Genomic DNA, 22,542 nt, shown 5'->3' with positions numbered 1-22,542 from the left:
TATGTTGATCGGCTTTTTCCTGCGCCTCAAGGAGGCGAAGATCCCGGTCAGCCTGAACGAGTTTCTTACCCTGCATGCCGCGCTGCAGCAGCGGATCTCGTTCGGCTCGGTCGAGGAGTTCTACTACCTGGCCCGGCTCTGCCTGGTCAAGGACGAGAGCAATTACGATCGTTTCGACCGGGTCTTTGCCAGCTATTTTCAGGGGGTGGCCAGCCTTTTGGAGATGGTGGAGGGGGAGATCCCGGAGCACTGGCTTCGCCTGCTGACGCAGCGGCATCTCACCGAGGAGGAAAAACGTGAGATCCAGGCGCTGGGAGGCCTGGACCGGCTCCTGGAGACCCTGAAACAGCGCCTGGAGGAGCAGAAAGACCGGCACCAGGAGGGGGGCAAGTGGATCGGGACCGGCGGGACCTCGCCGTTTGGTGCTCAGGGATTCAACCCGGAGGGGATCCGGATCGGCCAGGAAAAGTCCCGGCATCGGCGGGCCGTGAAAGTCTGGGAAAAACGGGACTTCAAGGACCTGGATGCCAGTGCTGAGCTGGGGACCCGCAATCTGAAGGTGGCGCTGCGGCGGCTCAGGCACTTTGCCCGGGAAGGGGCGGAGGAGGAGCTGGATCTTTCCGGCACCATCGGTGCCACGGCCCGCAACGCCGGATTTCTCGATCTGAAGATGGTCCCGCAACGGCATAACAAGGTGAAGGTCCTGCTTTTCCTCGATGTCGGCGGCTCCATGGACGATCACGTGGAGCTCTGCGCCCAGCTTTTCTCGGCGGCCCGCACCGAATTCAAGCACCTGGAATATTTCTACTTCCACAACTTCATCTACGAACGGGTCTGGCGCGACAACCGGCGCCGCTGGGATCTGCAGCATCCAACGGAAGCGGTGATCCGGCACTTCGGGCCCGACTACAAGGTGATCATCGTCGGTGACGCGTCCATGTCGATGTACGAGATACTGACTGCCGGCGGCAGCGTGGAGCATCTCAATCCGGAGCCGGGTTCGGCGTGGTTGGGGCGGCTTTTGGGGCATTATCGGAAGGCGGTGTGGATCAATCCGGTGCCGCAGCGGGAGTGGGGCCACACCGAGTCGATTTCGGTAACCGCCAAGCTGATGCAGGGACGGATGTATCCGCTCACCCCGGAAGGGCTGGATCGGGCGATGCAGTTTTTAAATTCGTGATCATGACACCCTCTCCCGCCGGGGCGCGTGCGAGAATCCGGCTTGCGGCGGACTGGGTGAGGATGGGGCGGTTTGTGGTTGGCTGTTTCTCGGTGAATGTGCTATATAGCTGAAATTCCTGTCGAGCCGGGGCAGCGCCTCGCGTCAAAAATGGCGCTCCCGCAGTGGTGGAAACATCGCAGTAGATGGTAAAGAGGAGAAGGAGAGTTAGGAACGGATGAATCTCGTTTTAATTGGATATCGTGGCACCGGGAAGAGCCATATCGGCCGGCTGGTCGCCAGGCAGCTCAAGATGCGCTGTTTTTCGATGGATCGGGAAATAGAAAAACAGGCGGGGAGGACGATTCCCGAGATCGTTGCCGATGACGGCTGGACCGTGTTCCGCGATCTGGAGTCGGATATGGTACGCCGGCTTACCGCCCTGGACCACGTCATGCTCGATACCGGGGGCGGTGTTATTGAGAGGCCGGAGAATGTCGCAGCGCTTCGGAAAAACTCCTGCGTGATCTGGATGACCGCGGGACTGGATACCATCGTTACCCGTATCTCGTCCGGCATCCACCGCCCCTCCTTGACCGGCGACAAATCATTCACCGATGAGGTCGCCGAGGTTTTGGAACGTCGCAACCCGCTGTACCGGGACGCATCCCATTACCAGGTCTCCACCGACGGGCGGGAACCCGAGGCTATTGCCGCCGAGATCGTGGATTTGTGGGAGCAGTACCGCGCCGCAGCAGGACCGAGGGGGAAGTAGAGGCAACCGTTGCCGATGCAGACCTTACTTGTGGGAGCGCCCTTCCGGGCGCGATTGAACCTTTAGATCCATCGCGCCCGGAAAGACGCTCCCACAGTTGTTTCAGGACTTTTTTTATCCCGCCCGTCTTCTACTTAGCCGTCCTCAGTATCTCCTTCAGGAACTCCCAGAATTTCCCCACGCTTTCGATCTCTATCCTCTCGTCCGGCGAATGTACCGCTTCCAGGGTCGGGCCGAACGAGATCATGTCCATTCCCGGCACCCGCTCGCCGATGATCCCGCATTCCAATCCGGCGTGAATCGCCTCGACCTTGGGCTCCTTGCCGAAAAGTGATTGATAGCATGCCTTTGCCTGCTGCAGGATCGGCGAGTCGAGATCGGGTTTCCACCCCGGGTATCCATGGCTCGTTTCAACCTGCGCTCCCCCCAGCTCGAAAATCGAGACGACCGATTCCACGGCCTCGTCCAACCTGGATCCGATGGAGCTGCGCTGACTGGTGATCAGCGTGATGGAGCTCGCTTCGGTCTTGATGACGGCGGTGTTGGTGGAGGTCTCGACCAGGCCGGCAATGTCGCGACTCATCTGCAGGACACCGTGCGGCATTGCCGAAATGGCCCGGCACAGCTTTTCCTGGAGCTCCGGCTCCAGCACGGCAAGGTCCGACGGCGCGTCAGCTTCCGCGCAGGTTACGGTAACTCCGGCATCGACCGGAGTCAGTTCGTTGCGCACCGCCTTTTCCAACCGGCTGACCATCTCCTTCGCTTGCGCCACGGCGTCGGCGGGGATAACCACCACCGCCTCGCATTCCCGTGGGATGGCGTTTCGCATGTTCCCGCCGTCGATGCGGGCGAGGCGGCCTCCGATACCTGCCAGCATCCGGACCGCGCGGTTGGCTATCTTGATCGCGTTCCCCAGTCCCTTGTCGATATCGAGCCCGGAGTGTCCCCCCCTTAGTCCCTTCACGGAGAGCAGCAGGGCTACGCCTCCGGAACCGGCGGCATCGCGGCGGGCTTCCCACCGGCCCAGGGAGTCTCTCCCTCCGGCACAGCCGACGAAAATCACCCCCTCATCCTCGGAGTCGAGATTCAGAAGGATCCGGCTCTGAATTTTCGACCCGTCCAGGTTCTGGGCGCCGGTAAGCCCGGTTTCCTCGTCGAGGGTGAAGAGAAATTCCAGCGGGCCGTGCTCCAGGTCGTTGGATGCCATGATGGCTAAGGACGTTGCGACGCCGATGCCGTTGTCGGCGCCGAGGGTGGTGCCGTTTGCGGTAAGATATGGGCCGTTGCGCAGCAATTGGATAGGGTCATTCAGAAAGTCATGGACCTTTTCGGCGTTCTTTTCCGCCACCATGTCGAGGTGGGATTGCAGGCAGATCGGTGCGACCTGTTCGCGCCCGGGCGACGCCGGTTTCCGGACCACGACGTTACCGCCGGCATCACGGAATACTTCCAGGCTCAGGCGCTGTGCCGTAGCTACGACGTGGGCCGCTATCTTCTCTTCATGCTTGGAGGGCCTGGGTATGCCGGTTACCTCGGCGAATTTCTCCCACAGGATCTCCGGTTTGAGTCCGTTGATTGCTTCCGACATGACGACTCCTTTCGCGGTCAGGGTTTGCCCGGTGATATCTCTACTTCCGCACCGGGATGAAGCTGGCGGGCTTGCGGAAGAGAGGTCGGTTGGCGAAAGTGGGTATCATACCAAAGTCAGAATATAAGGCAATTCTTCTGTCGCAGACTCTGAAATCCACCCAATATTGTGGGGATCATGTCTACAAAAATTCTATTAAAGTCGTTGTCGATCCTGCCGAATAGTCCTGCAAAGCTTTCACTGTTGGTGTCTTTTGATGGCACGAGATGGAGGAGTCGAATATGCAATGGAGCAAAATCGCAAAAAGCTGGGTGGGGAAACTCCAAAATCTTGTGGTGAAGCATGGACGGCGGATCGAACGTAGCAATGCAAAAACCATCTGCTACATCAAACGGCTCAGCTCGGCAGCTGATGGTGAGTTGAGAAGGATTGTCCGGGACGAAAGTGCCTCCCTGCTCAGAGACACCCCCAAGATACGGGCGGCAAAATTCATCCTCTGTCACCGGGGGTGATTGGGTTGCTACATAGCCAAGGGTGAATCAGCCTTGGTTGCAGTACTGAAAAAGTGCCTGCCGATGGAATCGGGGGCACTTTTTTGTTTTCTGTCTTTGAACCACCCATCTGCTGAGGTGTTAGGCAAGGGGGCAGCCAACTTTCTCCGTGTTTTTCGTGGCAAGTTGGGCAGAAAAATTGCAGACGCAATAGTGGTTATTCAGAAAAGCCATGGCTCTGTTGTTCCCGTGACACCCACGATTCCTGAACAAGGGGCTGCCGGACTGCCGGATGCGTTCGCCGTTGGCGACGTAATGCGCTGGAAATTCATGCTTTTTTATGTTTTGAGGCAAAAGCCCGGACCGCGCCAAACCGGGGGCTTTTGCCTGCCAAAAATGACGAAGCTTTGACTCGTCGTCAAAATTGCGCCTCAGGAGCTGGTCTTGTTTGGGCCGCTCGTGGGTGCTCTGCTCACGTCAGAGGAAACGAAAAATGACCATTGCTTCAGTTCAGGGGAAATACCCGGATCTCTTGATCGACAACAGTTCAGTGCGGAACCCCGGTGCTGCCGGTTCATCCGCCTCTGCATTTGAATCGCTCCTGGACCGCCTGAACGGAACGGCAACGTCTCCGACCGGCGCTGCGGCGGATCCCCAGCGCGCCATGATGGAAGTCCTCCGCCTTGAGATGCTGCAAAGCTCCCTGGGCCTTGGCCACGTCGACGACGGCACGTCCCAACCGGGGGCCGATCCCCTCCCCAACCTGATCTCCGGGCTGCTGCGCGGCGTTACCGGCGCTCCGGGTGCGCCGGGATCCGCGCCCTCGGTCGTATCGAACGTCGCATCGGGCGCTGCCAACAATGCGGCAACGGCGGCCGTTTCGCCCCAGTCTGCGCCGGTTTCCGGGGATGCTGATTCCATTCAGCAGACCGCGGCGCGTTTCCTCGGCACTCCGTACCGCTTCGGCGGCGAAGGTCCGAATGGCATCGACTGTTCCAGCTTCGTGCAGCAGGTTTTCCAGGAGCACCAGGTCGATCTCCCGCGCACCGCGCGGGAGCAGATCCAGGTCGGCACCGAGGTGCCTGCTTCCGAACTGCGCAAGGGGGACCTGGTCTTTTTCCGCACCTACGCCTCCTATCCGTCCCATGTCGGGATCTATCTCGGCGACGGGAAAATGATCCACGCCTCGTCGGGGAAGGGGGAGGTGACGGTTTCCGACATGAATTCCGGTTACTATCGCTCCAGGTTTTTAGGGGCGAAGCGGGTAGTCTGATTCCCGCCGGCAGTCCACCTCTTATCCGGATTTTCTTGGAGGGTTCTCTCTGAGCATGCAGCCTTACCAGATGATTTTTCCCGATGCAGCCGAGCCGATCATGACGTTGGTTCTGGACCGACGCCTTGGTCGTGTCCCGAAGGGAACCTACCGGTTCGTGGAATGCTATTGCACCCATCCCGGCTGCGATTGTCGCAAGGTGAGCATCTTCGTCCTGGACGGCAAGGCGAGAAAAAAAGCGCTGATCAGCTTTGGTTTCGATTCGGACGAGCCGCTGGCCGGACCGATGCTGGATCTGAACATGACTCCGGCGCCTTACGCCGAAGAGCTTCTCGAAATGTTCGTCGAGATGGTGAATACCGAGCATTCCTGGCTGCGTGCGATGTACCGCCGTTACAAAGCTGTTTGGAAAAAATTCACCGGTGTGCCTTACGCCGGGAAACCCTTCCCAAGGCCCGGAATGGTGATGCGCGAGCCGGTTTATCCTGGCGCCAGGGCAGAGACGGCGGTAGAGGGGGGCGGAAATCCTCTTTGGACTCACTCGGTGGGAGAGGGGATACCGCCCGCTTCCATCACGGCAACGCTCCCCGGCATCCGCGGCATCTTCGAGGAATATCTGCGCTCCGACCCCCGCCGGAATGTTCGGAACAGCGCCCTGCAGGACCGGTTGCGCCGGTACCTCCTTGAGGACACCGGCGTCGAAGAAGAATTCGCCAAGCTTCTCGCCGAACAGGGGGCGCAACTCCCTTCCGACCAGGCAGCGATCGATGCTGCTATGATCCTGCTGGAAGATACCTTGGAGCTGCTGCGTTGCGAAATCGAGCGGGACCGCCCCCAGGCACGCCAAGCGCTGGACCAGTTGCAGCACGCTCTGGCCCGTCACGTTTTCCGGGAGGGGGCTGATCCGTACTTTTGCGCCGCGGTCTCTCATGCCGTCTTGCACAGCAGGATCGAGGTGCTTCCGGTCCTGCTGGAGGCGAACACCAACCGGATGGTCCGGTTGGCCGAGGTGTCCGGGGTCCTGGAAAGTTCCGAGGATGAGGCGATGGAAGGGATCTCGCGCAGTATCGCGGCGCTGGGGCTCTCCTCGCCCTTTGAAGGGATCGAGATCCTGCTGCAGATCTTCGCGCTGGGCCAGCCTGAGATGCAGATCAACATCACGGCAAAGCTGCTCGGCTCGGAAAGCGCCTTGATCCGCGACATAGCCGCGCTGATGCTGTTCCATCCCCGCCACGAGGTACGGCTCGGCGTCTCCCGCATGCTTGCGGAAGGGGAGGGCGAGAAGATCACGGGGGAAACGCTGCGCCGGCTGATCGTCTCGCGGAACTGGCTCCCGGTCGGGATCAGGAAGAACGTCGATGTGGCGATTGCCAACGCGCGCCGGGCCCGGGTGGAATGCGCCCGACTTCCGATGCACCCGGATCTTTCCGTCTACGCATCGACCATCGATGGCTCCGGCGCCCAGTCCTTCCAGGTGATTACGCCCAACGGCAGGGGATTTCTCAGCAGCGCGCTGCTCCTCAAACAGGGAGTAGGCGTGGCGGATGCTTTTGTGCTTCACCTGAAGAACCGCCGGGAACTCAAGGAGTTCCTCGGGGAGATAAAACGCCAGGCATTTTTTGTCGAGACGCCGCGTGAGTATTTGGACCACCGGGTCTGCCAGGCACTGTCGGACGGGGCCCGGCAGGGGAGTACCTCGAGCTTTTGGCTGGTTCACATTGCGGAGCTTTTGGGGTGCGATCAATGGCGGGCGGTTGGCTTCAATGCGCGTCGGGACTTGGAGGGGTTGGGAGCGGAAATCGGGAATGCCTCGGCAAAGGGTGGGATTACGACCGGTGCCGACGCCCTCGCGGACTCGGCAAACTGGCCGGCGCTGCCGTTTGCCCATTCCTGGTTCGAAGACGACGCGGCCTTGGAGCGGGAGATAGCGGCGTCGCAGAAAAAGAAGGCCCAACTCGATCCGTCGGCGGCGGTTGCCCGGATTCTCGACGGGATTCTTGAGAAAAAGCGCGGGGTGTGGCTGGAGCGGCTTACCTTGGCTGCGGGGTGGCTGAAAGCCTCCAAAAACCCGCCCCTTCCCTGGTCCAGCATGTATCACGTCGCCTGCGCCGTTGCCGACGAAACGATGCCGCTCAGCCGGATACCGTTATTCATCGCCATTGCGGAGCGGAGCTTCGCCGCCTATCTCGGCCGCCGGCAGGTCTGCTAGACGGCAGCGGGAAAGGATTTTAGCGTCTAATTCCAGCTGATCCCAAGGCTTACCCTGTGGGAGCGCCCTTCCGGGCGCGATCCGCCGAAGGCGGTGATAAGGGGGCACCTCGTTCCCATGGTCCACCCGGGAAGGCACCTTCTCGGTGCAGCTCCAGCTTCATACGCCAGGGGGGCGGACCTCCCCCTACCGCTCCAGCGGGTGTCCTGCCTGGCGCCACGCTGCCATGTGTCCCTCCAGCAGATCCACGTTCCGGTACCCGTACGCGGTCAGCACGCTTTTGGCGATCTGCGCTCTGGGGCCGAGTTCGCACAATACCACCAGCTCGGTCTGCCGGTCCGCCGGGATCCGGGAAAGCCCCAGGAAAATTCTCCAACCCGGTGCATGCAGCGCCCCGGGGATTCTCCCCCGTTTGAATTCGATTCCCGTACGTACGTCGACCACCGTCGGCGGATTCTTCCCCGCCATTCTCTTGATCAGTTCCTGCTGCTTCATCTGCTTTTCACCTCTTGTTTTGCTGACATACCTGAATCCAGTTTCCTCCCTCCCTTTCAACAGGAGGGCCGGGGTGAGGATGGGGTTCGGGCACTCCCCTCGGATGATCCTGGTTTGTTGTACATTACATTCAAATATTTCTATGTCAAGATGTAATTGCCGTGGTCATGGAGACGGGAGGTAAAGCCCCGCTCCCGGAGGAATTGTCGCGCCTGATCCAAAGAGGGGAGGGCGGAACGTCCGCCCAGGGCTCCGGTGTTGAGGGCGGCTACGGCGGATGCCAGCAGGGCGCATTCCTTGAGGGGATAGTTCCGGGAGATGCCGTAGAGGAAGCCCCCGTGGTAGGCATCTCCGGCACCGGTGGTGTCGACCGTTTTCTTGGTGAGCATTGCGGGCTGGTGGAAGGAGTCGCCCTCCCTGGTGCGGACCCAGCTCCCATCCGCACCGGCGGTGATCACGACGATGCGGGGGCCGGTCTTTAGCAGGGATTCGGCGCAGCGGTCGATGGCCGCTTCTCCCGAGAAGGCGCTGGCAAATTGCCGGGCGACGATGCAGAGGTCGGTGTTTTCCAGCAGGGGCACCAGCTCCGGGGTGTAGCGGTGGGCCCCGCCGTCAAACGATACCAGGACCCCCTGCCGGCGGGCCAGCCGCGCGGCCTGCAGGCAGGCCTGGAGGTGGCGGCCGTTAAGGTGCAGGATCCCCGTCGATCGGATCGCCGGTTCCGGAAGCAGGGCGGGGTCGACCGCACCGGCATCGCCGGGTTGATAGACGATCGTCCGCGCTCCGTCGCGCCGGCGTACCAGGATGGTGGCGATTGAGGAGGTGCCTCCGGGCTCCCTTGAGATATGGCGGGTATCGACCCCTTCCCGCTGGAATTCATCGAGGATCAGGTTTCCCCGCCAGTCATCTCCGAGCCGGTCGATCATGGCGATGCGGGCGCCAAGCCGTGCCAGGGTGACCATTGCCGTGGCGACCGGTCCCCCACCTTGAAGCAATGAGGCCCGTGCCTGCTGCACGAGTTCCGCTCCGGGCAACTCGTCCACCACCATCAAGAGATCGAGGGTACTTACCCCCAGGCCAATCACGTCATAGGCAACCTGCGACGCTATCGGCTTGGCTGCGTTGCCGGTCATCTCCTTCTCCTGTCTTTCTGGTTTGTGTGGCTATTCTTTGCGAACAGTAGGAAACTCGGGTTGGGAAGTCAAGAAGTGAATCTGGCAACACAACGACCGGCCGCTACAGCAATTGCATTTTGCTGATCGACGGCAAATCAATGGTCGTAGATAGCTGTGACTGTGGCAGGTTGACATTTACTGGTCGGGTGCTTAGGTTCCCCTAAAACAGGACAGGAGCATATATCATGAGTGAACCTGATGCCAAAGTAATCGATGCCGAAATCAACGGTCACGCTCCGGCCGGCGAAGAACAGGGGGGGATAGTACTTGCCTCTGAGGTGCTTCCTCCCACTCTGAACCTGATACCGCTGCGCCCCCGTCCGGCATTTCCCAACCTGCTGGTCCCCATGGTCCTCAACGAGCCGCATCAGGTCCTCGCGGTTAAGCGTGCGCTGGATGATGCCACTCACGCCTTGGGTTTTGTCCTGGCGCGCGAGCCGGACAAGGGTGATACCGCTGAAAACCTGCACCGCGTCGGCGTGGCCGGCAAGATCGTCAAGGTCCTGCATCTCGATGACGACAGTGCCCAGATCCTGGTTAACACCCTGGAGCGTTTCACGATCGTTGATCTTTCGGAGACGCCGGAAGGGTATCTGGCGCGGGTCGAGTACCAATACGGGACCGAGCTATCGGTCAACGCGGAACTGAAGGCCTTCTCGATGGCGGTTCTTTCCACGCTCAAGGAGCTGGTGCAGATCAACCCGCTCTATTCGGAGGAGATCAAGCTGTTCCTGAACCGTTCCAGCCTCGACGATCCGGGAAAACTCGCCGACTTCGCGGCCAACCTCACCACGGCGGAGGGCCAGGAACTGCAGCAGGTGCTGGAACTCTTCGACGTTCGCAAGCGGCTTGACCTGGTGCTCACCTTGCTCAAGAAGGAGCTCGAAGTCTCGCGGCTCCAGACCAAGATCACCAAACAGATCGAGGAGAAAATCAGCGCCCAGCAGCGTGAATTTTTCCTGCGCGAACAGCTGAAGGCGATCAAGAAGGAGTTGGGGCTCGAAAAGGAGGGAAAGACCTCCGAGATCGAGAAATTCGAGGCGCGGCTCAAGGAGCTGAAGTTGAATCCGGAGGCGCACCGGACGGTCACCGAGGAGATCGAGAAGCTGCGCCTCCTGGAGCCGGCATCGCCCGAGTATCACGTGACCCGCGGTTACCTCGACTGGCTCACCATCCTCCCCTGGGGGAAATTCAGCCGGGACTCCTACAACCTGGACAAGGCGCGCCGCATCCTGGACCGTGATCATCACGGGCTTTCCGACGTGAAGGATCGGATCCTGGAGTTCATTTCGGTGGGGAAAATGAAGGGGGACATCTCCGGTTCCATCGTTTGCCTGGTTGGGCCGCCGGGGGTGGGCAAGACGTCGGTCGGCAAGAGCATTGCCGACGCGCTGGGGCGCACCTTCTACCGGTTTTCCCTCGGTGGCATGCGGGATGAGGCCGAGATCAAGGGGCATCGGCGCACCTATATCGGTGCCATGCCCGGCAAGTTCATCCAGGCGATGAAGAGCGCCGGGACCTCGAACCCGGTCCTGATGCTGGACGAGATCGACAAGATCGGCGCCTCGTTCCAGGGGGACCCGGCCTCGGCCCTTCTGGAGGTGCTCGATCCGGAGCAGAATGGAACCTTCCGCGATCACTACCTGGACGTTCCCTTCGATCTCTCCAACGTCCTCTTCATAGCCACCGCCAACCAGCTGGATACCATACCGGGGCCGCTTCTGGACCGCATGGAGGTGATCCGGCTCTCGGGGTACGTGCTCGAGGAGAAGATGGAGATCGCCCGGAAGTATCTGATACCCAAGGCGCTGAAGAATCATGGGCTCAAACCGGGGCAGGTGACCTTACGCAAGGAAGCGCTGGCGGCCCTGATCGACGGGTGGGCGCGGGAGGCGGGGGTGCGGACGTTGGAAAACCGGATCAAGAAGCTGATGCGCAAGGCGGCGCGCGATTTCGCCGCAGGGCGTTCCGAGCCGATGGTCGTTACCAAAAAGGACCTCCCCGGGCTCCTCGGCCAGCCGGTCTTCACCACCGAGGAAGTATTCGAGGGGGTGCCCGGTGTGGTCACCGGTCTGGCCTGGACCAGCATGGGCGGTGCGACGCTCCCCATCGAGGCGGCTGCCATGCCGAGCAAAGGGAAGGGGTTCCGCCAGACCGGCCAGCTCGGTAACGTCATGGTGGAGAGCTCCGAGATCGCCTATTCTTATGTGATGGCGCACCTTAAGGAGTACGGTGCGCCGGAGGACTATTTCGACACCCACTTCGTGCACCTTCATGTCCCGGCCGGCGCCACCCCGAAGGACGGTCCGTCCGCGGGGGTGACCATGGCGACCGCCCTCATCTCCATGATGAGCGACAAGGCCGTGCGCCCCAAGCTGGGGATGACCGGCGAGCTCACCCTGACCGGGCGCGTGCTTCCCATCGGCGGGGTCAAGGAAAAGACCATCGCCGCCCGGCGCGCCGGACTGAAGGTGCTGGTCTTTCCGGAAGGCAACCGCACGGACTTTTTTGAGCTCCCCGATTATCTCAAGGAAGGGATCGAGGTGCACTTTGCCAAGGATTACCGGGACGTGTACCGGGTCGCCTTGGGGAAGGTGAAGTAGGGGGCGGACGTTCATCATTCCCCGTGTCGCAAACGAAAAGGCCCTGATAACCAGGGCCTTTTCTTGTCTAGCAGCTTGGAAGCGGAGGGGAGGGGGGCTGCGCTCGTTCTTCGGTGCAGCCGTTGGCTGATCAATCCGGGGGGATCAGCTCCTCGTACATCCCTTGGTACTCCCTGATCATCCGGTCGATGCTGTAGTTTTCCTGCACCGTCTGCACCGCACTTGCCGAAAGGCGGCGCCTGACTTCGGCGCCGGACACCAGGAAGCAGATTGCCTGGGCCATCGCCGCCACGTCCTTGGGAGCGACCAGCAGCCCGTTGTGGCCGTCCTGCACCAGGGACGGATTTCCGCCCACGTTGGTAACCAGGGGGACCACGCCCGATGCCATGGCCTCCAGAAGGGAAATCGAGGTCCCTTCGGAAAGGGAGGTCAGCATGAAAACGTCGAACAGGTTGTAGATATCGTGGGTGTCGCTTCGATTGCCGGCGAAGACGACGTGATCCTGAACCTCCAGTTCGACGGCGCAGGCTTGCAGTTCATCGCGCATCGGCCCGTCTCCCACCAGTAACAGGGTCATTTCCGGGAGTTTTTGCCGGGCCTGGGCGAAGGCCTTGACCAGTGAGAACTGGTCCTTGACCTGGGCCAGACGCCCGACCGTACCCACCACCGCGTGGTCCCTGGGAATACGCAGTTCGTCGAGGAGGTGGCGGGGCTTATCGCGGCGGCTGAACTTCCTGGTGTCGATCCCGTTGTTGATGGTGATCACCTTCTCCCTGGGAAGGCGAATGATCTCGGTCAGGTAGCTTTGGAGCTCCTTTGACACCGCGACGATCTTCCTGGCGAACTGCGAAGAGAAGCGGTCCATGAACGGGAGCAGGCGCGGTTCCACGAAATGCCGGCCGTGGTCGGTGTAGACCATGGGGGGCGTTCCGGTCAGGATGCCGGCTTGGGTGCCGATGAAGAACGTGCCGCTGTGCATGTGGAGGATGTGCACCTTCTTCTCCCAGAGAAGCCTGGAAAGCCGCAGCGGAAACAGGGCATCGTAATGTTTCTGGTTTCTTTGCAGCAGGGTCGCCCGGATTCCCTGTCTCTCCAGTTCCTCGCTCAGGGCTCCCAACGTATCGAAGCAGCAGACCTCGACGTTGTACCGCTCCCGGTCCAGATGCTGGGCGAAGTCCACCACCATTTTCTCGAGCCCGCCGGTCTCCAGGCTCAGCACCGTATGCAACAGGTTTGTCTTTCCTTTTCTCTTGGCCATGTCGGTCACCGATTCAGATCTGCTCTTTGCTGCTCCCCCGCCAGGAACTCACCTCTTTGATCGGCCGGGCCGGGTTGCCCACCGCCAGGGTATAGGGCGGGACATCTTTGACCACGACCGAGCCTGCCCCGATGATCGCCCCTTTGCCGATGGTGACCCCCTTGCCGATAATGCAGCGAGCCCCGATCCAGACCTCGTCTTCTATGACGATCGGGCTCGGGGTAGGGTGGCCGCCTCCCGGGGCATGGTAGTCGTACTCGATGATGTTTACGTCCCAGGAAATGAGGACGTAGTCCCCGATCCGGACCGAATCGCCGCAATGGATTTCGCTTCTATCGCCGATGGAGCTGTAAGCGCCGATGTCGACAAGTGGTGCCGCCGCATCTTTTCGGGCATTCAGCGAGAATTTCACCTGAGGCCAGATGCAGGTCCGTTTTCCGATGCGGATTTTCCCCCGTGGATTGTTGATGATCGTCCTGCCGATGGACTTGATCGGTCCGCCGGTTTCGACCCTGAATTTCAGAAAATATCCGCGCAGGTAAGCGAGCAGATCCAGTAGCATGCTTCACCTCGGTGTGGGTGGTGGAAACACATATCGGTCTGGTACTTGTCTGACTCAGACCGCCACTTTGCTGTTCAAAATCCCGAAAGCCACGGTTGAACCAAAATCTTCGAATCCCGCCTTATAGAACGATTTCAGGGATGCGACGTTTTCCTCGTGAATGACAGTATAGAGATACCTGATCCCTTGGCTTTTCAGGGTGTGCATCGAGTCGAGGATCGCCGCAGTTGCTATTCCCCTGCCCCGGTACGGAGGCAAGGTGATGACGTAATTGATTTCAGCCGCATTCTCATCACGGATGTGGAGAAACCTGCTGAAATCGCCCTTGCGGTAAATCCAGTGGATGTAGGCAAGTTCGTTGTCATGCTTGGCGATGCAGCAAAAACTTACTTTCTGAAATTGGTCGCAATGAAACTCGCGCGGAAGATCCCGTCCCGAACGCAGGGCATCGAGTTCGGCGGCGGTGGGGTAATGGATGGTGAGCGGGGAAGACGAACGCTCTGCGGAAAACGCTTTTTCCAGGTCGGCTTTCAAGATCTTGAACCGGTTGAACCGAAACAGGCCGTAGTACAAGAAGTTGCACCATGCTTTTGCACCACCGCCGTAAATGTTCTTCACCGTCGCCCGCGCGTGAAGGATTTGCATTATCAGGGGAGAACGAGTGCCCATGTCATGGCTCCTGTTTTTTCGGTAAAGCTCGAGTCGCATTGGTACGGGGGGCTCACAGGGACAGCGGAAAGCAACGTGCCGGATTTCCGATTGCCAGTGATCTTGCCGGAATCTTAGAGGTAACCACGGCACCGTTGGCTATGACCGAGTCCTCGCCGATGGTGACACCCTTCAAAATGACGCAGTTGCTGCTGATCCAGACGTTGTCTTTGATGGTGATCGGCTTGCTGGTCTCCGGTGCTGCCGGGAGACCCCTCTGGCTCGGGGCGGTGGGATGCCCGTCATAGCTCAGGATGCTGACTCGGTCACCGACGAAGACGTTGTTGCCGATGGTGATGTCGCAACCGACGTCCACGATCAGGTTGTAACCAAGACAGGTGTTGTCGCCGACATGAAGGGTGGGGCTGTCGAATACCTTGGCACCGACCAAGGTGCTTTTGCCATGCAAGGTCACGTTGTCCCCGAGATTGATCTTTAGATGCCCCATGACCAACGGCTGGCCGCCGATCAGGTAGAGCCCTTTTCCCACCGAGCCGCAACGGAGCTTGAAAAGGGGGGTGTGGTAGAAAATCCGGAAGAGATTCGACAGCACGATGTGCCGCAGCGCGCGCTCCCCCTGAAACATGCGGTAGACCGGGCGAAACACCGGAACCTCGAAACGCCTCAGGGCCCTGCCCCACAGATAAAGCCGGTTGTAAAAAGGGGTCTCCCTGCGCCTGATTTTAAGCACGATATCTTGCATTTCCCGCTCCTGGAATAGCAGGGACAGCCCGCGGCGCGGCGGCCCCCAGCCCTGTTTTGCCCGGCTCTCCACGTTCCTGTTCCATCAGACGAAGCAAAAGTGAAGAGATCGCGATGTAGAAGGCCCAGTAAGCCGAGTAGGCTTGGCTGAGAAAAAGTGCCGACACAAATTGGCCTAGGAATCCGGCTGCCGCCATTTCTGCTATTTGGGCCACTTCGGCTGAACTGCTCCGGGTCGAACGGCGGAAGATCTTGAAGGCATTGACGGTCAGGGCAATGAAGAGGATGAGCCCTGGGACCCCCGCTTCAGCGCCGATCTGAATGACGCTGTTGTGGGCGGTCTGCCATCTTGCCTGGTCCAGGTCCCGTTCCTGGCGGTCCCGTCCCACCCCTTCGGTAAACCGGTTGAAGCCGACGCCGGTGAGCGGATTTTCCGCGATCAGCCGCAGCCCGACCTTCCAGATCGCGATCCTTCCTTGTTCGTCCGTTGCGTTATAGTCGCTTTCCACTTCCATGATGCTCTTGAACCGGTCGACGTTGATCTGGGCAACCTGAAACGCCGCCAGTGACACGACCAGGATGATCATGCGGGCGGGAAAACGCAGCGCCAGCGTCTTGGTCTGTTTGAGCAACAGATAACCGAGGACCAGGATCAGCCCCAGTAATCCGCCGCGGGAGCCGGTGCGGAGGATCGTGGTTAATCCGAGGACGATGTTCCCCGCGCCCAATAACTTCATGACAGGGCCGCTTCTGATCATGATGAGGTTGAACGGCAGAAAGCCCAACACGTAGTAAGCGATGTCGTTGGGATCGAACATGGTGCCGAAGACAATCCGGTCCTGGATGTTTTCGCCGTATCCCAGAATGCAAAGGCAGTAGATCCCGATACCGATGCAGCAAAGCCTGACCGTTCGAGTCAACGCCCCTGCCGTGGTTACCATCTTGCCGAAGATGAATACGAAACAGGCGGTGAAGGCATAATGGAGGTAGTCGCCGATTGACGCGCTGGTGTAGATGGAAAAGAGGGAGCTGAAGAACAGAACCCCCAGCAACGCGGCGTACATTCGGAGCTGGCTGTTCATTAGGGGCAATCCGGCACCTTTGACCGTAAAGCTCAGCAGCAGGGTAACCACTCCCAGAGATAGCGCCGGGCGCACGGCGTCTAGAAACGTCAGATAGTCCTGGGGCCGGCAAAGTATGGTGAAGGTCCAGGCAAAAAAAACAAAAGTGGCGAGAGGGGAGGCTGCGTTCCCCTCGCCACCAGCTTTGATCTGGTCGATCCCGATGTTTCGCATTTATGACACCATGCATGCTATTGATAGCCGGACCAGTGCCGAGTACCTTCCGGGATGGGTGAAGGGATGTTCGATGATGGATTTGAGGAGATACTTCAGCCCCTGTCTCGGGTTCTCATCTCGGTAGACAACCGCCATGTTCAGATACAACCAGCTGAATCGCTTCTGGTGGATCAACCACTCCTTGAAACTTCTTCCGCGGTGGCGTTCGATCACTTTCTCCCAGTCCTTTACGTTCCGATGGAAGGAGGTCTGGGTTATGTTCAGCAGGTGTTTGCGGTACCGCGTCAGTACCCTCCCGATGTAGGTAAAGTCGTATGCCTGGAGGATTCGCAGCCACAGATCCCAATCCTCTGCAAAGTGCAGCGACTCATCGAAGCGCCCCACCTTTTTTAAGCAATCCGCTCGCACCATCACGGTCGAGGTGGCGAAGTAGTTCTTGTAATGGCAGCTGCGGACCTCAGAGACTTCAGCTCCGGAGAGAACTTGCTCATCTTTCTTGGCCTCCCCGGCGCTGATGGTCGCGTATCCGGTAGCTACCAGCCCTACTGATGGATTTGCTTCCATAGCCGCTACCTGTGCCGATAATTTCTCCGGCAGCCACATGTCATCGGAATCCAGAAAGGCGATCAAGTCGCCTTTTGCCCGTTTGATGCCCGCATTTCGGGCTGCACTTGGCCCCATTTGGCTCTGATAGAGGTAGAGGACCGAGTCCCCGTAGCGGCCCAGCGCCTCAGCCGTCTGATCCGTGGAGCCATCGTCGACGACGATGATTTCGTAATCGGTGTAGGTCTGGGCCAGGACGCTGTCGATCGCTTCGGTTATGAGATCCGCCCTGTTGTGGGTCGGTATGATGACGCTTACGGTCATGATTCTTCCTTCTTTTCTGCGGGCACGCCCGGAACCTTACTAGAAGTCCATGGTCGAGATGTCGCCGGGGTCCTGCCCGAGGTATTTCGCTCTCAGTACCCGTCGCATGATCTTTCCGCTTTTGTTCTTGGGGACACTGTCGCAGAAGATGATCTCATGGGGGCAAATGGTGCTCGACCCCTTGTTCGCGACGTGAAGCTTGATCTTCAATTCCAGTTCCGGACTGGGGGTGTACCGCGGATGCAGTGCGACAAAGGCTACGATCTTTTCGAACATCAGTTCATCGGGGGCCCCAATGACCCCGGATTCCGCAATCTCCTCCATCTCCAACAATGCGCTTTCCACCTCGAAGGGGCCGACCAGGTGGCCTGCAGTGTTGATGATGTCGTCGTTTCGGCCCATAAACCAGTAATAGCCGTCGCTGTCCTGCACCGCAGTATCGCCGGTGTGGTAGAAGCCATGCTGGAACCGCTCTTGGTATTTCTTTTCGTTGTTCAGGTAGGTGACGAACATGGAAGGCCAGTCCGGCTTGAGGCATAGGTTACCCTGAATCCCGGTCTCCTGATGCTTTCCGGTATCGTCGAGAATGGCTGGTTGGATTCCCGGAACCGGTTTGCCCATCGACCCGGGCCGAATCTTGAGGCCGGGCCGGTTGCTGATCATGATGGCTCCGGTTTCGGTTTGAAACCAGGTATCGTAGACCTCGTGGTTGAGCACTTTCTGGGCCCAGGAGATAACCTCGGGATTGAGCGGTTCGCCAACGCTGAAGATGTGGCGGAGGCTGGACAGCTTCACCGAGGCGAAAATGGAAGTATCTTCCCGCATCAGCATGCGCAGCGCAGTTGGTGCGGAGTACCAGACGGTCACTTTTTCCTGTTCCAGAAGCTGCATCCAGACCTTCGCGTCGTAGCCGCCGCCGTAATGGAGTTGGGGCACACCGAGGCTCCATGGCCCGATGATGCCGTACGAAGTACCGGTAACCCAGCCCGGGTCCGCGGTGCACCAGAAGAGATCTTCATGGGTCAGTGACAGCACCTCCCTGGCCGTCAGGCTTTGCAATACGACGCTGCCATGACGGTGCAGGACTCCTTTCGGTTTCCCCGTGGAGCCCGAGGTATAGTGCAGGACCGATGGGGTGTCAGCCTGAGTAAGGGGGGTGAGAAAATCGGGAGAAGCCTCTGCTAACAGGCGGCGGTAGCTCAACAACTCTAGATCGGGATCATCATCACCGTCGACGACGATGACGTATTGGAGATCGGGGAGCCGTTTCCGGATCGGGAGTAGTTTTTTCAGAAGGCTGGTCTTGGTGATGATCCCCTTGGCGCCGGAATCGCCGAGACGATCCAGAAGGGCCTCCTCACCAAAGTTGGAGAACATCGTGCCACAGATTACCTGCAGTTTCAGCGCCCCCAGAAAGGCGAAAAACTGTTCCGGCATCTTTGGTAGAAAGGTGAAGAAGATGTCGCCGGATCCGAACCCGAGATTGGAAAGGAGATTGGCGAAACGGTTGCTCTCTCGGTCCAGGTCTTCGAAACTGTAATCGATTCGGGTCCCTTGAGAGTCAACCCAGCGCATAGCGAGGTTGGCTCCCCGTCCTTCGAGGCATTGCTGGGTTGTGCAAATGTGACCTATGTTGTGCTGGTTATTGCGGATAAGCGGGTGTGCCATGTTGTATACCTCCCGTGGAGATCTTTCCTGGGAACCGCTGAAATGACGATCGCCCTGGAAAGAATAGGAGGTATTTTATTAGAAAAACCACATCATGCAATGTTCAAGCTGCTTGTTAGGGGGAGAGGTTGAATAATGGGAGTGGGGGGCAGACGCTGCCAATGATCTTTTGCAGGTCCTGGTCGTTGACCAAGGGGTGGATGGGGAGGGTTAACAGCCGGGCCGCTACGTCCTTTGCCACACGAAAACTCTCGGGGGGGAAGTGCTGGTCGGCGAGTTCCGGGATGGCGGCTACGGAGTCGGGATAGCCTGGGGAAAAGCCGAGACCCTGCCGCTCAGCATGGTACAGCAGTTCCCGTTTTCGTTCGGGCATGTCGGTGATGAGCGGGAACCGGATCAAGTCGGGACATTGCGGGCCGACCGGGCCCGGTGGCAGGATGCCGGACTCGATAAGGGCGGTGATGTTCCGGCAGCGAAGTTTTCTAAAACGTTCGATTTTTGCTTGCCAGCGCGCGGCGGTGCCGGCGTTAAACGAGGAAAGTCGGTGGATTGGGAAATCAGGATTGTAGAAGGTTTGGCCCAACTTCAAAAAGGGGAGGGCCTTTGGTAACCAGAACAAGGGAGGATGCATGAAAACCGAGAGGACGATAGTTTCGCCTATGGTCCGGACAATACCGGTGGCCCTCATAGCCGGGAGGGTTCTTATTTTTTCCTGAAGGGCTTGCCCGATCCTTTCGTCGCGGGTGACGATGACTCCCCCCTCGGTGGTCGAGAACGCTTTGCCTCTCCCCATGCTGAAAAAACCCACATCGCCGAGCGCACCCAGCTTCCCCCCTTGCCATTCTGCGCCCATGGCCTGGGCTGCATCCTCGACGATGAAGATGGGCTTTTCCCCGACAAGTTCTCTCAGTTTCCGGATGTTCGCCGGGACACCGAAAAGATGTGTCGGCATTACACACAGAACCTTTTTACTTTTGAGCTGACGGGAAAGCTGATTTAGATCGAAGTCCAGGGTGGTTTCCTCTATATCGCAAAGCCGGATGGCCAGCCTCGCTCTGATTACTGCAGATGGGACGGAATAGCAGGTATAAGCCGGGATCACTACTTCATTTTGTTCCGGACGGAGTTGGTGTAACACCTCCAGTACCAAAGTGAGTGCAGCTTTTCCCGACGAGACTGCGAAACAGTATTCCGCCTCGAAATACTCCTTCAGCTCTTTTTCGAATTTGCTTAGTGTTTCCCCGCCCCGGAGCATGCCACGCAGCCCGGAAATGAGATCCTGAACCTCGATCGGTGCTGCGGCTGGAGGAAGCGTTCTTTTGATCCGCATTTTGTGTTCACTCCTGGGAAGTCGGGCGGCCCGGAGCAGGCGACGTGGTTGCGAAAAAATTAAATCTGGGTTGGCGTCGCAGGGTTAGGGGGGGGATTCCTGCCGGTACGGGATCTTGATGAACGCATTTTCCTTGCTGCGAGTAGCAGCGGTTCGGGGAGCGAAGATTTGAAGAGTTCCACGTAGGAGTTCAATTCCTTCGGGAAATCGAGAAGCAGCTTTAATGCGGTCTGCCTGGCAAGCCGATAATCCCCCTCGCGACGCAGGGCTCCTGGCATCAAGCGTTTTAACATTGCAATTCGCTTTGCTACAATATCGCTGGCATCGGAATTACGATTCAAATCTGTCTCCTCCATGAGTACCTGGAACATCTGAACGGTCGCTTTAAGCATCGCAGCGCTGTTTTTGCTCAGGCTCCCGGATCGCCAGCGGTACATGGCCAGCGGCCTATCGATGTAACCGAATTGATGCCCGCGCAAGGCGACATGAATCCAGTGTAGGTAGTCCTCCACGCGACGAAAACGTTCGTCAAAGCCACCCGTTTGATCGAAGCAGGCATGGCGTTCCATGACAGTCGGTACCTGGATCAGGCAGTTGTGAAGCAGGTCCTCGAGACACTCCCCCTGTTGGCCGGCTCCTCTCTTTTGGTGGTGCCACAGGGGGATAAATGGGGCGTCATTCTCATCGACGTAGGTTAAATCAGCATGGACAATGCCACATCTTGGGGTGGCGTCGAGAAATGAAACCTGCTGCCGTAGCTTCTCCGGGTACCACAGGTCGTCTGCGTCGAGATACGCCAGATACTCACCGTTTGCCCGAGAAACAGCAGCATTGCGTGCGGCAGGAAGCCCGCGGTTGATTTGGTAGAAGTATCTGACGGACTGATAGTTGGCGACAATGGAAGCTGTTGCATCCGTCGACCCGTCGTCCATAACAATGATCTCATAGTCCAGGAAGGTCTGTTTCAAAACAGAATCCAGTGCCTTCCCTATGAATTGGCCACAGTTATAGGTCGGAATTATGACGGATACCTTGGGCATCATTTCCTCGGAGAATGGTTAAGACTTTCTGGAGATGCGGATCCTCGGGGTCCTTGCTCCTTGAGGAGTGGGTGCTACCAAACCGGCATGGTGCCGCTAAGATAAAACACCGTACGCGGCCGTGTGTCTAATCATGATGAGTATCTGTCGATAGTATAGCTTCTGCAGCTTCCCGGTATTTCTGTTCTCCGTTGAAATTTCCCAGAATGTGGGCTCTTGCCTTCTCTCCACGATGTTGCAGTAGCTCTGGGGACATTTCGGCACATCTACACATCGCCTCGGCAAAAGATCTGGTATTGCCGTTGGGGATGAGCAAGCCGACGGCCTCTTCTTGGATCACTTCGGGGATGCCGCCTACGTCCATGGCAATAGGGAGACAACCACAGGACATCGCCTCCAAAAGCGCCAAGGGCATCCCTTCGTTGCGGCTGGGCATAAGAAAGACGTCGAAGCCGGGATAGAGCTCCCATGGAGTGGAGGTAAAACCAGCAAATCTAACCCGGTCCACGATGTTCAAATCCGCTGCCATTTGCGCCAAGGTTTCGCGTTCTGGCCCTTCGCCGGCGATTACCAGCCAGATGTCGCTTCCCGGATTTGCTTTCCTGGTGGCATGAAAGCTCTTCAACGCGGTATCGAAGCCTTTAATCTCATGGAGCCGACCCAGGCAGCCGAAAACCAATGACTGCGACGGTACATCCCAGGATTTCCGCGCCTTTTCCCGAAAAGCTGGCGAGGGGGCAAACCGGAGACTGTCAATACCGTTATGCACGGTCACAACCTTATCTGCTGAAAATCCAAAGTTTTGCGTAAGCTGCTTTTGAATGATGCTACTTACGCAGATGATGCGATCGGGCAGTCGGAATCGGAAGAATCGGTTTAGATATAGTTCGAGACGCCTCCGATACCACCATAAACCGATTCCCGGAATCACGCCTCCCAGGTGTTTTCGGGTGGTCCTCTCCGGGAAAGGTCCCGATGCGAGGTGCTCGATAATGACATAGGTGCGGAAAAAGAGTCTTGCAGCAAGGTCGATGCTCCAATTGCCCTGTTCAAAGCAGCCTTTCGGGAACAGACATATGTCACCAGGTTGACCAGAAAGAATTTTTATCGCTTCGGTAAAAGTTACCAAAGGTAACGACTGGACAATTGGCCTATTGACGACCGTGACGTTGCTTGTTCTGGTGCAGTGGGAACGATAGAGACCTCCTCCATCTACGAGGGTTACCTCATGCCCCATCCCCGCGAGGATCTCAACAAGTCGCGTCGTGTGGACCTCCATCCCCCCCCACGATCGTGCAGCAGTAAGTATCGTGATCGCTGACATAAGATTCCTTCACCGTG

At 58.6% G+C, this 22,542-nt stretch carries 20 protein-coding genes; 7 read left to right on the top strand and 13 right to left on the bottom strand.

The window, feature by feature from the left end:
• Nucleotide 1 precedes the first annotated feature (1 nt).
• Both JFN93_RS20585 and JFN93_RS20580 read left to right on the top strand, forming a co-directional pair.
• Nucleotides 2-1,180 (top strand): vWA domain-containing protein, encoded by a 1,179-nt coding sequence (locus JFN93_RS20585; protein WP_199386028.1) that lies wholly within the window; start codon nt 2-4, stop codon nt 1,178-1,180.
• A 217-nt stretch (nt 1,181-1,397) separates the two neighbouring features.
• On the top strand, nt 1,398-1,934 hold the full coding sequence (locus tag JFN93_RS20580; RefSeq protein WP_199386027.1) for a shikimate kinase: 537 nt from the start codon (nt 1,398-1,400) through the stop codon (nt 1,932-1,934).
• Nucleotides 1,935-2,064: 130 nt separating this feature from the next.
• Here the strand turns inward: JFN93_RS20580 and JFN93_RS20575 are convergent, their stop codons facing one another.
• Complete coding sequence (locus tag JFN93_RS20575; protein WP_199386026.1) at nt 2,065-3,522, bottom strand: aminoacyl-histidine dipeptidase; 1,458 nt, start codon at nt 3,520-3,522, stop codon at nt 2,065-2,067.
• 281 nt (nt 3,523-3,803) lie between these two features.
• On the opposite strand from JFN93_RS20575, the gene JFN93_RS20570 reads away from it, so the two are divergent.
• The 4 genes from JFN93_RS20570 (at nt 3,804) to JFN93_RS20555 (ending at nt 7,495) form a co-directional block, all read left to right on the top strand.
• Nucleotides 3,804-4,034: a hypothetical protein gene (locus tag JFN93_RS20570; protein ID WP_199386025.1), complete on the top strand. Its 231-nt coding sequence runs from the start codon at nt 3,804-3,806 to the stop codon at nt 4,032-4,034.
• Nucleotides 4,035-4,067: 33 nt separating this feature from the next.
• The gene (locus JFN93_RS20565; RefSeq protein ID WP_199386024.1) at nt 4,068-4,424 is read left to right on the top strand and encodes a hypothetical protein; all 357 of its coding nucleotides are present in this window, start codon (nt 4,068-4,070) and stop codon (nt 4,422-4,424) included.
• Nucleotides 4,425-4,506: 82 nt separating this feature from the next.
• Nucleotides 4,507-5,286, top strand: a complete 780-nt coding sequence (locus tag JFN93_RS20560) for a C40 family peptidase (protein WP_199386023.1) — start codon at nt 4,507-4,509, stop codon at nt 5,284-5,286.
• A gap of 55 nt (nt 5,287-5,341) precedes the next feature.
• Nucleotides 5,342-7,495 (top strand): glutamate--cysteine ligase family protein, encoded by a 2,154-nt coding sequence (locus JFN93_RS20555; protein ID WP_199386022.1) that lies wholly within the window; start codon nt 5,342-5,344, stop codon nt 7,493-7,495.
• A gap of 186 nt (nt 7,496-7,681) precedes the next feature.
• On the opposite strand, the gene JFN93_RS20550 is transcribed toward JFN93_RS20555, so the two are convergent.
• Both JFN93_RS20550 and JFN93_RS20545 read right to left on the bottom strand, forming a co-directional pair.
• Complete coding sequence (locus tag JFN93_RS20550; protein WP_199386021.1) at nt 7,682-7,990, bottom strand: rhodanese-like domain-containing protein; 309 nt, start codon at nt 7,988-7,990, stop codon at nt 7,682-7,684.
• A 140-nt stretch (nt 7,991-8,130) separates the two neighbouring features.
• Nucleotides 8,131-9,123, bottom strand: a complete 993-nt coding sequence (locus JFN93_RS20545; protein WP_199386020.1) for a carbohydrate kinase family protein — start codon at nt 9,121-9,123, stop codon at nt 8,131-8,133.
• 227 nt (nt 9,124-9,350) lie between these two features.
• On the opposite strand from JFN93_RS20545, the gene lon reads away from it, so the two are divergent.
• Nucleotides 9,351-11,768: an endopeptidase La gene (lon, locus tag JFN93_RS20540; RefSeq protein WP_199386019.1), complete on the top strand. Its 2,418-nt coding sequence runs from the start codon at nt 9,351-9,353 to the stop codon at nt 11,766-11,768.
• 130 nt (nt 11,769-11,898) lie between these two features.
• On the opposite strand, the gene JFN93_RS20535 is transcribed toward lon, so the two are convergent.
• From JFN93_RS20535 to JFN93_RS20490, 10 genes are all read right to left on the bottom strand, one after another.
• Nucleotides 11,899-13,026 (bottom strand): glycosyltransferase, encoded by a 1,128-nt coding sequence (locus JFN93_RS20535; RefSeq protein WP_199386018.1) that lies wholly within the window; start codon nt 13,024-13,026, stop codon nt 11,899-11,901.
• A 13-nt stretch (nt 13,027-13,039) separates the two neighbouring features.
• On the bottom strand, nt 13,040-13,588 hold the full coding sequence (locus JFN93_RS25840) for an acyltransferase (RefSeq protein WP_199386017.1): 549 nt from the start codon (nt 13,586-13,588) through the stop codon (nt 13,040-13,042).
• 54 nt (nt 13,589-13,642) lie between these two features.
• Nucleotides 13,643-14,257 (bottom strand): GNAT family N-acetyltransferase, encoded by a 615-nt coding sequence (locus JFN93_RS20525; protein ID WP_199386016.1) that lies wholly within the window; start codon nt 14,255-14,257, stop codon nt 13,643-13,645.
• A 52-nt stretch (nt 14,258-14,309) separates the two neighbouring features.
• Nucleotides 14,310-14,999, bottom strand: a complete 690-nt coding sequence (locus tag JFN93_RS20520; RefSeq protein WP_199386015.1) for a DapH/DapD/GlmU-related protein — start codon at nt 14,997-14,999, stop codon at nt 14,310-14,312.
• The gene (locus JFN93_RS20515; protein ID WP_199386014.1) at nt 14,980-16,080 is read right to left on the bottom strand and encodes an O-antigen ligase family protein; all 1,101 of its coding nucleotides are present in this window, start codon (nt 16,078-16,080) and stop codon (nt 14,980-14,982) included. The genes JFN93_RS20520 and JFN93_RS20515 overlap by 20 nt, the downstream gene beginning before the upstream one ends.
• A 213-nt stretch (nt 16,081-16,293) precedes the next feature.
• Nucleotides 16,294-17,163, bottom strand: coding sequence for a glycosyltransferase family 2 protein (locus tag JFN93_RS20510; protein WP_199386013.1), 870 nt, complete (start codon nt 17,161-17,163; stop codon nt 16,294-16,296).
• A gap of 39 nt (nt 17,164-17,202) precedes the next feature.
• Nucleotides 17,203-18,738, bottom strand: a complete 1,536-nt coding sequence (locus JFN93_RS20505; RefSeq protein WP_236021858.1) for an AMP-binding protein — start codon at nt 18,736-18,738, stop codon at nt 17,203-17,205.
• A 208-nt stretch (nt 18,739-18,946) separates the two neighbouring features.
• A complete protein-coding gene (locus JFN93_RS20500) occupies nt 18,947-20,161 on the bottom strand; it encodes a DegT/DnrJ/EryC1/StrS family aminotransferase (RefSeq protein ID WP_199386011.1) in 1,215 nt (404 codons plus the stop codon).
• A gap of 59 nt (nt 20,162-20,220) precedes the next feature.
• A complete protein-coding gene (locus JFN93_RS20495; RefSeq protein ID WP_199386010.1) occupies nt 20,221-21,201 on the bottom strand; it encodes a glycosyltransferase in 981 nt (326 codons plus the stop codon).
• Between the two features lie 127 nt (nt 21,202-21,328).
• Complete coding sequence (locus JFN93_RS20490) at nt 21,329-22,525, bottom strand: glycosyltransferase (protein WP_199386009.1); 1,197 nt, start codon at nt 22,523-22,525, stop codon at nt 21,329-21,331.
• Nucleotides 22,526-22,542: the final 17 nt, after the last annotated feature.

This window comes from Geomesophilobacter sediminis, assembly GCF_016458275.1.
Classification (GTDB): domain Bacteria; phylum Desulfobacterota; class Desulfuromonadia; order Geobacterales; family Geobacteraceae; genus Geomesophilobacter; species Geomesophilobacter sediminis.
This window is presented reverse-complemented; position numbering and strand designations above follow the sequence as displayed.

Excerpts from the sequence above, each read along its gene's own strand:
- JFN93_RS20585 (WP_199386028.1), top strand. The coding sequence starts at position 2 with ATGTTGATCGGCTTTTTCCTGCGCCTCAAGGAGGCGAAGATCCCGGTC.
- JFN93_RS20580 (WP_199386027.1), top strand. The coding sequence starts at position 1,398 with ATGAATCTCGTTTTAATTGGATATCGTGGCACCGGGAAGAGCCATATC.
- JFN93_RS20575 (WP_199386026.1), bottom strand. The coding sequence starts at position 3,522 with ATGTCGGAAGCAATCAACGGACTCAAACCGGAGATCCTGTGGGAGAAA.
- JFN93_RS20570 (WP_199386025.1), top strand. The coding sequence starts at position 3,804 with ATGCAATGGAGCAAAATCGCAAAAAGCTGGGTGGGGAAACTCCAAAAT.
- JFN93_RS20560 (WP_199386023.1), top strand. The coding sequence starts at position 4,507 with ATGACCATTGCTTCAGTTCAGGGGAAATACCCGGATCTCTTGATCGAC.
- JFN93_RS20555 (WP_199386022.1), top strand. The coding sequence starts at position 5,342 with ATGCAGCCTTACCAGATGATTTTTCCCGATGCAGCCGAGCCGATCATG.
- JFN93_RS20550 (WP_199386021.1), bottom strand. The coding sequence starts at position 7,990 with ATGAAGCAGCAGGAACTGATCAAGAGAATGGCGGGGAAGAATCCGCCG.
- JFN93_RS20545 (WP_199386020.1), bottom strand. The coding sequence starts at position 9,123 with ATGACCGGCAACGCAGCCAAGCCGATAGCGTCGCAGGTTGCCTATGAC.
- lon (WP_199386019.1), top strand. The coding sequence starts at position 9,351 with ATGAGTGAACCTGATGCCAAAGTAATCGATGCCGAAATCAACGGTCAC.
- JFN93_RS20535 (WP_199386018.1), bottom strand. The coding sequence starts at position 13,026 with ATGGCCAAGAGAAAAGGAAAGACAAACCTGTTGCATACGGTGCTGAGC.
- JFN93_RS25840 (WP_199386017.1), bottom strand. The coding sequence starts at position 13,588 with ATGCTACTGGATCTGCTCGCTTACCTGCGCGGATATTTTCTGAAATTC.
- JFN93_RS20525 (WP_199386016.1), bottom strand. The coding sequence starts at position 14,257 with ATGGGCACTCGTTCTCCCCTGATAATGCAAATCCTTCACGCGCGGGCG.
- JFN93_RS20520 (WP_199386015.1), bottom strand. The coding sequence starts at position 14,999 with ATGCAAGATATCGTGCTTAAAATCAGGCGCAGGGAGACCCCTTTTTAC.
- JFN93_RS20515 (WP_199386014.1), bottom strand. The coding sequence starts at position 16,080 with ATGAACAGCCAGCTCCGAATGTACGCCGCGTTGCTGGGGGTTCTGTTC.
- JFN93_RS20510 (WP_199386013.1), bottom strand. The coding sequence starts at position 17,163 with ATGACCGTAAGCGTCATCATACCGACCCACAACAGGGCGGATCTCATA.
- JFN93_RS20505 (WP_236021858.1), bottom strand. The coding sequence starts at position 18,738 with ATGCGCTGGGTTGACTCTCAAGGGACCCGAATCGATTACAGTTTCGAA.
- JFN93_RS20500 (WP_199386011.1), bottom strand. The coding sequence starts at position 20,161 with ATGCGGATCAAAAGAACGCTTCCTCCAGCCGCAGCACCGATCGAGGTT.
- JFN93_RS20495 (WP_199386010.1), bottom strand. The coding sequence starts at position 21,201 with ATGCCCAAGGTATCCGTCATAATTCCGACCTATAACTGTGGCCAATTC.
- JFN93_RS20490 (WP_199386009.1), bottom strand. The coding sequence starts at position 22,525 with ATGTCAGCGATCACGATACTTACTGCTGCACGATCGTGGGGGGGGATG.